16 protein-coding genes and 1 riboswitch are annotated in these 12511 nt (G+C 28.0%); all 16 genes read left to right on the forward strand.

Annotation, left to right across the window (positions count from 1 at the left end; translation table 11 throughout):
- Positions 1–108: 108 nt before the first annotated feature.
- The 16 genes from ACQPUY_RS05765 (at position 109) to ACQPUY_RS05840 (ending at position 12458) form a co-directional block, all read left to right on the forward strand.
- Positions 109–330, forward strand: coding sequence for a hypothetical protein (locus tag ACQPUY_RS05765; protein ID WP_430840150.1), 222 nt, complete (start codon positions 109–111; stop codon positions 328–330).
- A 175-nt stretch (positions 331–505) separates the two neighbouring features.
- Positions 506–1345 (forward strand): metallophosphoesterase, encoded by an 840-nt coding sequence (locus tag ACQPUY_RS05770; protein WP_430840152.1) that lies wholly within the window; start codon positions 506–508, stop codon positions 1343–1345.
- Positions 1346–1415: 70 nt separating this feature from the next.
- A complete protein-coding gene (locus ACQPUY_RS05775) occupies positions 1416–2159 on the forward strand; it encodes a TatD family hydrolase (protein ID WP_430840154.1) in 744 nt (247 codons plus the stop codon).
- An 85-nt stretch (positions 2160–2244) separates the two neighbouring features.
- Positions 2245–2352: riboswitch (TPP riboswitch) on the forward strand.
- A gap of 269 nt (positions 2353–2621) precedes the next feature.
- A complete protein-coding gene (locus ACQPUY_RS05780) occupies positions 2622–2912 on the forward strand; it encodes a thiamine-binding protein (protein ID WP_430840156.1) in 291 nt (96 codons plus the stop codon).
- Positions 2884–3672, forward strand: coding sequence for an ABC transporter permease (locus ACQPUY_RS05785; RefSeq protein WP_430840158.1), 789 nt, complete (start codon positions 2884–2886; stop codon positions 3670–3672). The genes ACQPUY_RS05780 and ACQPUY_RS05785 overlap by 29 nt, the downstream gene beginning before the upstream one ends.
- A gap of 15 nt (positions 3673–3687) precedes the next feature.
- Positions 3688–4692, forward strand: coding sequence for an ABC transporter substrate-binding protein (locus tag ACQPUY_RS05790; protein WP_430840160.1), 1005 nt, complete (start codon positions 3688–3690; stop codon positions 4690–4692).
- Positions 4673–5395, forward strand: coding sequence for an ABC transporter ATP-binding protein (locus ACQPUY_RS05795; protein WP_430840162.1), 723 nt, complete (start codon positions 4673–4675; stop codon positions 5393–5395). Before ACQPUY_RS05790 ends, ACQPUY_RS05795 begins: the two co-directional genes overlap by 20 nt.
- Positions 5396–5598: 203 nt before the next feature.
- Positions 5599–5775 (forward strand): hypothetical protein, encoded by a 177-nt coding sequence (locus ACQPUY_RS05800; RefSeq protein ID WP_430840164.1) that lies wholly within the window; start codon positions 5599–5601, stop codon positions 5773–5775.
- A gap of 49 nt (positions 5776–5824) precedes the next feature.
- A complete protein-coding gene (locus ACQPUY_RS05805; protein ID WP_430840166.1) occupies positions 5825–5917 on the forward strand; it encodes a DUF2292 domain-containing protein in 93 nt (30 codons plus the stop codon).
- A gap of 102 nt (positions 5918–6019) precedes the next feature.
- Complete coding sequence (locus tag ACQPUY_RS05810; protein WP_430840168.1) at positions 6020–7057, forward strand: sulfate ABC transporter substrate-binding protein; 1038 nt, start codon at positions 6020–6022, stop codon at positions 7055–7057.
- The gene (gene cysT / locus ACQPUY_RS05815) at positions 7020–7877 is read left to right on the forward strand and encodes a sulfate ABC transporter permease subunit CysT (protein ID WP_430840170.1); all 858 of its coding nucleotides are present in this window, start codon (positions 7020–7022) and stop codon (positions 7875–7877) included. The genes ACQPUY_RS05810 and cysT overlap by 38 nt, the downstream gene beginning before the upstream one ends.
- Positions 7878–7882: 5 nt before the next feature.
- Positions 7883–8734, forward strand: a complete 852-nt coding sequence (gene cysW, locus ACQPUY_RS05820; protein ID WP_430840172.1) for a sulfate ABC transporter permease subunit CysW — start codon at positions 7883–7885, stop codon at positions 8732–8734.
- Positions 8735–8745: 11 nt separating this feature from the next.
- Positions 8746–9840 (forward strand): sulfate/molybdate ABC transporter ATP-binding protein, encoded by a 1095-nt coding sequence (locus tag ACQPUY_RS05825; protein WP_430840174.1) that lies wholly within the window; start codon positions 8746–8748, stop codon positions 9838–9840.
- A 9-nt stretch (positions 9841–9849) separates the two neighbouring features.
- The gene (cysC, locus tag ACQPUY_RS05830) at positions 9850–10440 is read left to right on the forward strand and encodes an adenylyl-sulfate kinase (protein WP_430840176.1); all 591 of its coding nucleotides are present in this window, start codon (positions 9850–9852) and stop codon (positions 10438–10440) included.
- A gap of 37 nt (positions 10441–10477) precedes the next feature.
- On the forward strand, positions 10478–12163 hold the full coding sequence (locus tag ACQPUY_RS05835; protein ID WP_430840178.1) for an adenylyl-sulfate reductase subunit alpha: 1686 nt from the start codon (positions 10478–10480) through the stop codon (positions 12161–12163).
- Complete coding sequence (locus tag ACQPUY_RS05840) at positions 12147–12458, forward strand: 4Fe-4S dicluster domain-containing protein (protein WP_430840180.1); 312 nt, start codon at positions 12147–12149, stop codon at positions 12456–12458. Before ACQPUY_RS05835 ends, ACQPUY_RS05840 begins: the two co-directional genes overlap by 17 nt.
- The last annotated feature ends 53 nt before the right edge of the window (positions 12459–12511 follow it).

The following is a 12511-nucleotide window of genomic DNA, read 5'->3' on the forward strand; positions in this document are numbered from 1 at the left end:
GTTTGAAAATTTTTAAATAAAAAAGTTAGTTGCTTCCAATTAATTAACATTGATATTTTAAAAGTCTAGTAATATAATGTTAAAAAATATTTAATAAGGAGAATATCAATGAATAAAGGACAAGAAAAATTTTTTGAATTTATAATGCAAAATGTAGAAGAAAAAAATCAAGAAAAAGCTAAAGAATTATTAGCTGAAAGCTTTGGAAAACAAGATAATGGTACATTTAATAAAGAATATATGATGACTTTCATTCCTAGAATGTTAGAATTAATAAAGCCAGAAAATATTGAACAAGTAAAAAGTATTATGATGAATCATAAAGCATAATTATAAATAAGAATATCGTATTATCAGGAGTGATATACGATATTTTTATTTTTGATATATTTGTATATAATTTGTAGTTTTCTAATATTATTAAGTAAAATAATGATATACTAAACATATATTATTGATGAATAAGGAGTTAAGAGATATTTATATGAAGGAGAAATATATAATAATGAAGATATTAGTAGTTATTATTTTATTTGTTATTGCATTTTTTTTATTCTCTATATGGCAAAACAATAGTATTGTTATTTCTAATTATAATTATGAAAGCTCAGAAATTCCTTCCAAATTTAATGATTTTAATATTGTTCAAATTTCTGACTTACATAATAAAAACTTTGGGGAAGAACAATCTAAGTTATTAGAGAAAGTTAAAAGTTTGTCTCCAGATATAATTGTTGTAACTGGTGATTTAATAGATAGACGTAAGTATAATTTAGATGTAGCAATGAGTTTTATAAATAAAGCAGTTGAAATTGCACCTATTTATTATGTTTCAGGTAATCATGAGGCTTGGTCTGGAAAATATTCTGAAATAAAAGAGCGGCTAATTGAAGCAGGAGTTAATATTATAGATGATGCAAATGTAGAAATTAAAAGGGGTGATGAAAGAATCCAACTTTTGGGATTATCTGATCCAGCTTTTTTGACATCTAATTATATAGATGGCACTGATACTAGTAGTATAGAGAGAAATTTAAGCAATTGGTCAGAGATTGAAGGCTTTAAGATTTTACTTTCACATAGACCGGAACTATTTGATTTATATTCTAGAAATAATATAAATTTAGTTTTTTCAGGACATGCTCATGGTGGACAAATTAGAATTCCATTTATAGGAGGACTTATTGCTCCTAATCAAGGCTTTTTTCCTAAATATACTAGTGAAAGTTATAATAGTGATAAAACTACAATGTTTGTTAGTAGAGGACTTGGAGATAGCTTATTTCCATTAAGAGTATTTAATAGACCAGAAATTATATCAGTAACACTAAAAGTTTCTAAATAAGAATATAAAAATAATTATGTGGATAGATACTTAGTTTATAATTTTCATTACAAAAGTGAAGGAGGGTAACATGTATATAGATTGTCATACGCATTTAGATTTTTTTGAAGATAATATAGATAAAGCAATTGAAGAGATAAATAACAATGAAATATTAACCTTAGCTAATAGTATGGATATTGAAAGTTATATTAAAAATAAAGAATATAGTAGAAAAAGCAAGTTTATTAAACCTTGTTTTGGAATTCATCCATGGAAAGCGGCAGAGTATACAGGGGATTTACAAGAATTAATTTCTTATATTGAAGAAAGTGAAATTATAGGAGAAATAGGATTAGATTATCTTTGGGTAGAAGATAAGAATACCTTTGAACCTCAAAGAAAAGTATTTAATTTTATATTAGAAGAAAGTATTAAGAGAAGTAAAGTAGTAAGTCTTCATACGAAGGATGCAGAAGAGGAAATATATGAGGCTCTTAAGAAATATAATTATAGTAAAGCAATAATTCATTGGTATAGTGGAGATATAAGTACTTTAGAGAAGTTTATAGCTCTTGGCTGCTATTTCACTGTTAGTGTGGATATTGGTTATTCAGAAAAAACCTATGAAGTACTTAGTAAAATACCAATAGATAAATTACTTATAGAAACTGATGGACCAACTGCTCTGGAGTGGGTGAATGGAAGGTATGGATATCCAAGTGAAATAAAGAGGATTTATGAAAAAGTAGCCGAATTTAAAAATATCCATATTAAAGAGTTGATGGTTATTGTTGAAGAAAATTTTCAAAGATTATTTAGTGAAGGAATTTAAACATTTTTATTCAAAGATGAAAGATAACTATTATTAATAAACTTGACATTTATAACCAAAATGATAAAATAAAATTATAAACTTAATAATTTGTCTGGGGGGGCAGTGAACTGTCTGAGATAAAATTGATACTATTTTGACCCACAAACCTGATTTGGATAATGCCAACGTAGGGAGATTATGTATTGTTTTCAATTACAAATTAAGCTATCAAGCAGCGTTCTTAAGCAGGAATGCTGTTTTTTTGTTTTTGGAGAATTTATAAAAAATTATTCTAAGGTTAATTTTTTATAAATTCCATCCATCAGCTTTGAAGTGCATCTATTAATTTTGTGATGACTTGGAGCTTAGTCACGGAATAAGCAAAATTAATAGTTGCACTTTTTTTGTAAATAATCATTCTATCAGATTTAAGATAATTACTTAAGTTAATATTAAATTAAATACGAGGAGGAGAATTTTATGTCACTTTGTAATGTAAGTCTTCAAGTAATACCAACAGTTACTGAAGAAAGAATTTATCCTGTAGTGGACAAGGTTATAGAATATATAGCATCTACTGGAGTAAAATATGAGGTTGGAGCAATGGAAACTACAATGGAGGGTGAGCTGGATGTTTTACTAGAAATAGTAAAGAAAGCTCAAGATATATGCGTTAATGAAGGCGCATCAAGAGTATGTTCTATGGTTAAAATAGACTATAAAGATGAAGGCGTGACTATGGATGAAAAAATCGGAAAATATAGAAAATAAATTAGCACCTATAGTATTTTTAATAATTTTATTGATTATATGGGAAGGAATAGTTAGGGGCGGTGGAATAGAAAAATATATAATGCCAGCTCCTACAGATATCATAAAAGTCTTAATTAGTGATTTTAAAACTATGATACCTCATATTTTAGCTACATTATATGAAGGAGTTGTAGGATTTATAGTTGCTATAGGTCTATCTATAATATTAGCAATAATTATGGATATGGTGCCATTAATAAAAAAGGCTCTTTATCCAGTTTTAGTTATTTCACAAACTATACCAACTATTGCTTTAGCACCACTTTTTATTATTTGGTTTGGATTTGGTGCATTACCTAAAATAATAGTAGTAGTTATTGTATGCTTTTTCCCAATAGTAATAAGCATAGTAGATGGATTAGAAGGTGTAGATAAGGATTTAATAAATCACTTTAAATTAATGGGAGCTTCTAAATTAAATATATTTGTACATTTAAAGCTTCCTTATGGAATGATAAATTTCTTTTCAGGAATGAGAATTGCAGCAACTTATAGTATTATGGGAGCCATAATTGGAGAGTGGCTTGGAGGAGATAAAGGCCTTGGTGTATATATGACTAGAGCAAGAAGTGCCTATGCTTTAGATAAAATGTTTGCAGCTATAGTAATAATAGTAGCTATAAGTATGGGGATATTTATTTTAGTTTCAGTAATAGAAAAAATATTTACTCCGTGGAATAATGAAAAAAGGAAGAATACAAAAGGGGAAAATAATTAATTAGAGGTGGAAATAATGTTAAAAAAGAGAATAATATCAGTAGTATTAGCATCAATAATGTCATTAACTTTATTTGCAGGATGTAGCAAAAATGAAGAAGTGAAAAGTGAAGAAGATTTACAAAAGGTTACAGTAATATTAGATTGGACACCAAATACAAATCATACTGGCTTTTATGTAGCAAAGGAAAATGGATACTACAAAGATCTAGGATTAGATGTAGAAATTATTCAACCATCAGAAGGATCATCACTACAACTTTTAGCAGCTGGAAAGGGAGATTTTGCAGTTAGTTATCAAGAAGATTTAACTTATGCTAGAACATCAGATAGTCCATTACCAGTTATGGCAATAGCAGCTATAATACAACATAATACATCAGGTTTTGCTTCTCCTAAAGAAAAGGGAATAGAAACTGTAAAAGATTTTGAAAATAAAGTCTATGGTGGATGGGGTAGTCCATCAGAAGAAGCTATTTTAAAGACTGTTATGGAGAAGAATGGAGCAGATTTTAGTAAATTAAAGATGATTGATGCTGGAACAGAAGACTTTTTTATAGCAACTAAAAATAATTTAGATTTTGAGTGGACTTTTGAAGCATGGACAAATATTGAAGCTAGTCTTAGAGGTTTTGATATAAACTACATACCAGTTAGAGATTTAGATCCAGCTTTAGATTACTATACACCAATTATTGCTACTACTGAAGATACAGTTAATAATAAAAAAGAATTAGCTAAAAAATTCATGGAAGCTACTACAAAAGGTTATGAATATGCTATAGCAAATCCTGAAGATGCTGCTAAGATATTAGTGAAAAATGTGCCAGAAATCAGTGAAGAATTAGCTATAGAAAGTCAAAAGTATCTTGCAGATAAGTATATGGAAGATACTAAAATTTGGGGACAAATGAAGGATAGCGTATGGGATAACTATACTAACTTCTTATATGAAAATAAATTAATAAATAAGGAAATGAAAGCAAGCGAGGCTTATACAAATGAATTCTTATCAGAATAAGATTTTATTAAAAAATGTTTCTAAATCCTTTGATGATATGGAAATATTAAAGGATATAAATATTGAAGTAAATAAAGGTGAACTAGTTTCTATACTTGGACCATCAGGAAGCGGGAAAAGCACTATTTTTAATATATTAACTAACATTATTAAGAGTGATAATGGCTTGGTAAAAGTAGATGGTAAATTAAGCTATATGTATCAAAAGGATATGATGGTTCCATGGAAAAAGGTAATAGATAATATAGGTATACCACTTATTTTTAAAGGAAAGAGTAAAAAAGAAAGTAGAGAAGAGGTAAAAAAGCATATAGAAGAATTTGGACTTGGTGGATTTGAATATAAATATCCGTCTCAATTATCAGGCGGTATGAAGCAAAGAGCTAACTTTTTAAAAACATATTTAACTACCAATGATATTATGCTTTTAGATGAGCCCTTTGGAGCATTAGATTCAATGACAAGAAGAAAAATGCAAAGGTGGCTTTTAGACTTAACTAAAGAGATGAACTCTACTATATTATTCATAACTCATGATATAGAAGAAGCAATATTACTTTCAAATAGAATATATATAATTTCAGAAAAGCCTGCAGTTATAAAAGGGGAAATTAAGGTTAATTTACCTAAGGAAAGAAATGAAGATATTGTTACTAGTGAAGAGTTTATTAAGATAAAAAAAGATATAATAAATCTTATGTAATAGAAAAAGATTCATGCAAATTGCGTGAATCTTTTTATTTAAAATAATTAAAAATAAATTTTGTGAAATGGTTGACAAATTAACTAGCATAGAATAATATAATTACATAGTAAACCGATGGGAAAAATGTAAATAATTATAAGGGGGAGCTATTAATCAATAAAAAATAATATTTAGAACTATAGTGGGGAGTGGTTATAAATATGACTAAAAATTATACTAGTACAAAATTAAGACAGGACGGAAATATAATGATTAGACAAATATTGGAAAATTTAAACAGAGTTTATAGTGGGACTTTAACAATAATTAAACAGGATGGTTATCCAATACAATATAATTTAAATGAAAAATTTTATTCTGGAGAGTATCTTTGTTAAACATGATATTAATATAGGAGAGGATAGTTTAAATTTCATTATAGAAACTTTGGATAAAATAGCTTACGGAAGTATAATAATTACAATGGATAAGGGACATATTTCAAAAATCGAGAGAGAAGAAAAGTTTAGATTAAAATAAATTTATAGATATTTAATATAAAGTTGACTAAAAAATTAGAGGCTTTATGAATATTAATTTTCATTAATATTCATAAAGCCTTTTTTGTTTGGGGGAATAAATATGTTAAAAAATAAAATAATAATAGGATTTGCCATATTGGGATTAATATCCATAGGTTCACTTACAGGTTGTGGAAATATGAAAGAAGAAAATACTGAAAGTAAGGAAATAACTTTATTGAACGTTTCTTACGATCCAACTAGAGAACTATATGAAAGTTTTAATGAGGCTTTTTCAAAATATTATGAAGAAAAGACAGGAATAAAAGTTAATATACAACAATCTCATGGGGGCTCAGGATCACAAGCAAGATCTGTAATAGATGGCTTAGAGGCAGATGTAGTTACATTAGCATTGGCAGCAGACATAAATTCATTAAATAGTAAACAAGAACTTATAGCAAGTGATTGGCAAAGTAGACTAGCAAATAATTCAACACCTTATACATCAACTATAGTTTTTCTTGTTAGAAAGGGTAACCCTAAAAATATAAAGGATTGGGATGATTTAATAAAGCAAGGCGTAAATATAATAACTCCTAATCCAAAGACATCTGGAGGAGCAAGATGGAACTATCTATCAGCTTGGGGATATGCTTTAAAAGAAAATAATAATGATGAAAATAAAGCAAAGGAATTTATAAGTAGTTTATATAAAAACGTTAGTGTTTTAGATTCAGGAGCTAGACAAGCTACTACAACTTTTGTTCAAAATAATATTGGGGATGTTCTAATTTCTTGGGAAAATGAAGCATTACTAGCCATAAACGAAAAGGGGGATGGAGATTTTGAAATAATAGTTCCATCAATAAGTATATTAGCAGAACCACCTGTAGCAGTAGTAGATGCAGTAGTCGAAAAGAAGGGGACAAAAGAAATAGCAGAGGAATATTTAAAGTATTTGTATTCAGATGAGGGACAAGAAATTGCAGCTGAAAATTATTATAGACCTAGAAATGAAGAAATTTTAAATAAATATAAAGATAAGTTTGCAAATTTAGAGTTATTTACAATAGAAGAATTTGGTGGATGGGAAGAAACTCAAAAAAAGCATTTTAATGATGGAGGTATATTTGATGAAATTTATAAAAAAGAATAAAAATATACCTGGTTTTAATTTAACCATAGGATTTACTGTCTTTTATATTAGTATTTTAATTTTAATACCTATATCTACAGTATTTTTTAATACTTTTAAAATGGGATTTAGTGAATTTATGGAAATAGTTACTGATGAAAGAGTAATACATTCCTATTACATTTCTTTTGGTACATCATTTTTAGCATCAATGATTAATTTGTTTTTTGGTTTATTAATAGCTTGGATATTAGTTAGATATAAATTTTTAGGAAGTAAAATAATTGATTCTATAGTAGATATACCATTTGCTTTGCCAACAGCGGTAGCAGGTATAGCCCTTACAAGTTTGTATGCTCCCAACGGGCTTATAGGAAAAGTATTTATTAATATGGGAGTGAAGGTAGCATTCACTCCTCTTGGAATAACACTTGCATTAGTTTTTATAGGTCTTCCTTTTGTAGTTAGAACTGTTCAGCCAGTTTTAGAAAATATAGATATAGAATGTGAAGAAGCTTCATTATGTTTAGGAGCAAGTGGATCTAAAACATTTTTAAAGGTTATTTTACCAGAATTGATACCAGCATTAATAACAGGATTTACATTATCCTTTGCAAGAGCTTTAGGAGAATATGGATCAGTTGTATTTATAGCAGGAAATATACCCATGGAAACTGAAATAACGCCACTCCTAATAAGGGGTAAATTAGAACAATATGATTACAATGGAGCAACAGCTATTGCATTAGTTCTACTAGTCTCATCTTTTATCATTCTATTTTCTATTAACATTCTTCAATGGATAAATAAAAGAAAGAAGTTAGTAGTACAGGAGGGATAAGAATCATGAAAGTAGAGAAATTTAAAAATGCTAGATATGAAAATAAGATAATTAAATATTTTCTGATAAGTGTAGCTTTAATTTATATAATATTAATTCTTATAGTTCCTATAATTTCAGTTTTTTTAAAAGCTTTTGAAAATGGACTTAAACCTTACTTTGATGCCATAACTGATGAGTATACATTAAAAGCTTTAAAACTAACCTTATTAACTATTGTAATTACAGTTCCTATAAATACTATCTTTGGTATAGTAGCTGCCTTTGCAATAGCAAAATTTGAATTTAAGGGAAAGAGCCTTTTACTATCCATTCTAGATTTGCCTTTTGCTGTATCACCAGTAATTGCAGGACTTATATTTGTTCTTTTATTTAGCACGAATCATGGTTATTTAGGAGAATTCTTAAATGAAAATAATATAAAAATAATTTTTGCACCACCTGGAATAATAATTGCAACTTTATTTGTTACTATGCCTTTTGTAGCTAAAGAGTTGATACCTTTAATGGAATCCTTAGGAAATAATGAAGAAGAAGCTGCTACTATTTTAGGAGCAAGTGGATGGAAGACCTTCTTAAAGGTGACATTACCAAATATAAAATGGGGATTATTCTATGGAATTATTTTATCAACTTCAAGAGCAGCAGGGGAATTTGGAGCTGTATCAGTTGTTTCTGGACATATAAGGGGATTAACTAATACAATACCTCTTCATATAGAAGTACTTTATAACGAGTATCAGTATAATGCAGCATTTTCTGTTGCATCAATTCTAACTATTATTGCAGTTGTTAATTTAATTATAAAGAATATATCAGAATGGAAAGTTAAAGATTTAAATAAGGTAAAGAACTAGGAGGGATTTAATTGAGTATAGAAATTAAAGAGATAAGCAAAAAATTTGGGAATTTTAATGCTCTTGATAATATAAATTTGAAAATTGAAACTGGTGAATTAGTTGCGTTACTAGGACCATCAGGCTCAGGGAAAACTACTTTGCTTAGAATTATAGCAGGACTTGAAGAAGGTGATAAAGGAACAATACTTTTTGACGGATTAGATAATACAAATAAAAAAACTAAAGAAAGAAATGTTGGCTTTGTTTTTCAACATTATGCTCTTTTTAAACAAATGAATGTTTTTGAAAATGTAGCATTTGGATTAAAGGTAAAAAAGAAAAAATCAAGATTGAGTAATGAAAAAATAAATGAAAAAGTTATGGAATTATTGACTTTAGTAAAAATGGAAAATATGGCTAATAGATATCCAAATCAATTATCGGGGGGACAAAAACAAAGAATAGCCTTAGCTAGAGCTTTAGCAGTTGAGCCAAGAGTACTTTTGTTAGATGAGCCTTTTGGAGCTTTAGATGCAAAGGTAAGAAAAGAATTAAGAAGATGGCTTAGAAAGCTGCATGAAGAATTTAATATAACTAGTGTTTTTGTGACTCATGATCAAGAAGAAGCTTTAGATGTTGCAGATAGAATAGTTGTATTAAATGGAGGGAAAATAGAGCAAGTTGGAACTCCAGAAGAAGTATACGATAATCCATCAAATGAGTTTGTTTATAATTTCCTGGGAAATGTTAATTTGTTTCACAAAAGAATTCAGAGTAATGAGGATAAAGAAGGAAACTTTATATTAAATAACGATTCTAAAGAATTAAATTCAAAGATTTATGATGACTATGCGGCTAAGGCAATAAATGAAATTAGTTACGTAAGACCACATGATATTGAAATTTTATTAGAAAATGAAGATAGTGCTATAAAAAGTAAAGTTACTTTTATAAGGGCAGTTGGACCAGTAGTAAATATTGAACTAATAAGGCTTGATAATAGTGAAATTATAGAAGCACAGATAAATAAGGATAATTATAAAGTGTTAAATATTAAAGTAGGACAAGAAGTCTATATTAGGCCTAAGGATATAACAACTTTTATAATAGATTATACTATTTAGGAGATTATTATGAAAAGAAATATAGTTTGGCAAAATACAAAAATAAGTAAAAAGCATAGAGAAGAATTATTAAATCAAAGGGGAGTAGTTCTTTGGTTCACAGGATTATCAGGAGCAGGAAAATCTACAATAGCCTCTTTTTTAGAAGAGTTTCTAATTAAAAGGGGGAAATTAACCTATTTATTAGATGGAGATAATTTAAGACATGGATTAAACAAGGATTTAAGTTTTTCATATGAAGATAGGAAAGAAAATATAAGAAGAGTTTCTGAAGTATGTAAATTATTTCAAGATTCAGGAATTATAACAGTAGCATCATTTATATCACCATTAAAAGAAGATAGGTATATGGCAAGGAATATTATAGGAGATAATTTTATTGAAGTTTTTGTAAAATGTCCGTTAGATGTATGTGAGAGAAGAGATCCTAAGGGATTATATAAGAAAGCTAGAAATGGAGAAATAAAAGACTTTACTGGAGTAGATTCAGAATATGAAGAGCCTGATAATTCTGAGATAGTAATAGATACTTCTAAGAATTCTATAATGAAGTCTTTATCAGAAATAATAGATTTTCTAGAAAAGAAAAATCTAATTTAATCATTACTATTAAATTAGATAAGATTAGAGGTGAATTATGAATTTTGAAATAGAAAAGATAGAAACTGATATTTTAATTATAGGAGGGGGTACTTCAGGGTGTTATGCAGCAATAACATTAGGTGATATAAGTGATAAAAAAGTTTTAATAGTAGATAAAGCAAATATAAAAAGAAGTGGGTGTCTTGCAGCAGGAGTAAATGCTATAAATGGATATTTAAATAATGGGGAAAGCGAGGAAAGTTATTTAAATAATGTTATCAAAGAAGGGTCATCTATAGTAAGAGAAGATTTAGTTTATTCTATTGCGGAAAATTTAAATAAGGTTACTAATAGGTTAGAAGAGTTTGGAGTTGCTATTTTAAAAGATGAAAATAATAACTATATAGCCCGTGGAAAAAGAAGTATAAAAATAAATGGAGAAAATATAAAGATTATTTTAGCAAATGAAGTAAAAAAGAGAAAAAATATAAATATCTTAAATAACGTAAATATTGTAGATTATATTGTTAAAGAAAATAGAGTTATAGGAGTTATTGGATTTTCTGTAAAAAAAGATATTTTCTATTTAATATATAGCAAAGGCGTAATTTGTGCTACAGGTGGAGCTTCAGGTATTTATAAACCTAATAATTCTGGATTTTCCAAACATAAAATGTGGTATAGTCCCTTTAATACAGGAGGGGGATATGCTATGGGAATAAGAGCAGGAGCAGAGATGACTACCTTTGAAATGAGATTTATAGCCTTAAGATGTAAGGATACAATTGCACCAACAGGGACAATTGCACAAGGATTAAAAGCAAGACAAATCAATAGATATGGTGAAGAATATATAAAAAATTATGGAGAAAATATAACTTCAATTAGATTATACAGCACTATAGAAGAAAATAAAAAAGGAAGAGGGCCCTGCTATTTAGAAACAGCAGGGATAGAAGAAGTAGTAGAGAAAGATTTATATAAATCTTATTTAAATATGGCTCCTTCTCAAACTTTAAAGTGGATTGAGAATGATATTGGACCTAGATATAAAAATGTAGAGATAAGCGGAACTGAACCATATATAGTTGGAGGACACAGTGCTAGTGGATATTGGGTAGATATAAATAGGAGTACAACAATTAGGGGGTTATATGCAGGTGGAGATGTAGTTGGTGGATCACCTAAAAAGTATGTAACAGGAGCTTTAGTTGAAGGAGAAATAGCAGCTAAATCTGTATTGAAATATATAGAAGAGATTGAAATCCAACATTTAAATAAAAATGAAATAAGTAAACTTTTTGATTCTTTGTTTAAGTTTAGAAATTGTAAAGATATAAAGTATAAGATAAATGAAATAGAAGAAGAAATGCAAGATATTATGGACAAGTATGCTGGAGGAATATCAACATTTTACGAATATACAAATAATAGTTTAAAAATTGCAGAAGAAGAAATAGATAAATTACTTGAAGAAAGTAATTTATTAAAAGCAGAAGATAATTATGAATTAATGATTATTTGTGAATTAATAGATAGATTATATGTGGCTAAAGTTTTAATAAAACATATGAAGTCAAGAAAGGAAACTAGGTGGAGAAGCTATGGTGAAAATAAGGATTATCCTAATATAGATAATAACTATTTGAAATATGTAAATTCTGTGTATAAGGATAAAAAAGTAGAAATTATTTATAGAGATATAGTAAAAAAAGGAGAGATTTATGAGCATACGAATTAATAAAGATAAGTGTGTTGGATGTAATAAGTGTATAGAGATTTGTCCTGGAAATCTTATTTATAAAAATGAAGTTAATAAGGCCTATATAAAATACGAAGAAAGCTGTTGGGGATGTACAGCTTGTTTAAAAGAATGTAGTGTGGAGGCAATAGAATATTATTTAGGAGAAGATATAGGTGGACAAGGAGCCTATATGACAGTAAAAGAAAAAAATAAAAATCTAATATGGAAGATTTATAAAAATGAGGAGGTATTTGAAGTAACTACTAATAGAATAGAATCCAATAGATATTAATAAGATGATTTTTAATTTGGCTGTATTTTTGACAGCTATAAGGGGGAGATTTT

This window comes from Clostridium nigeriense (assembly GCF_050585245.1).
In the GTDB taxonomy this organism is placed as follows: domain Bacteria; phylum Bacillota; class Clostridia; order Clostridiales; family Clostridiaceae; genus Clostridium; species Clostridium nigeriense_A.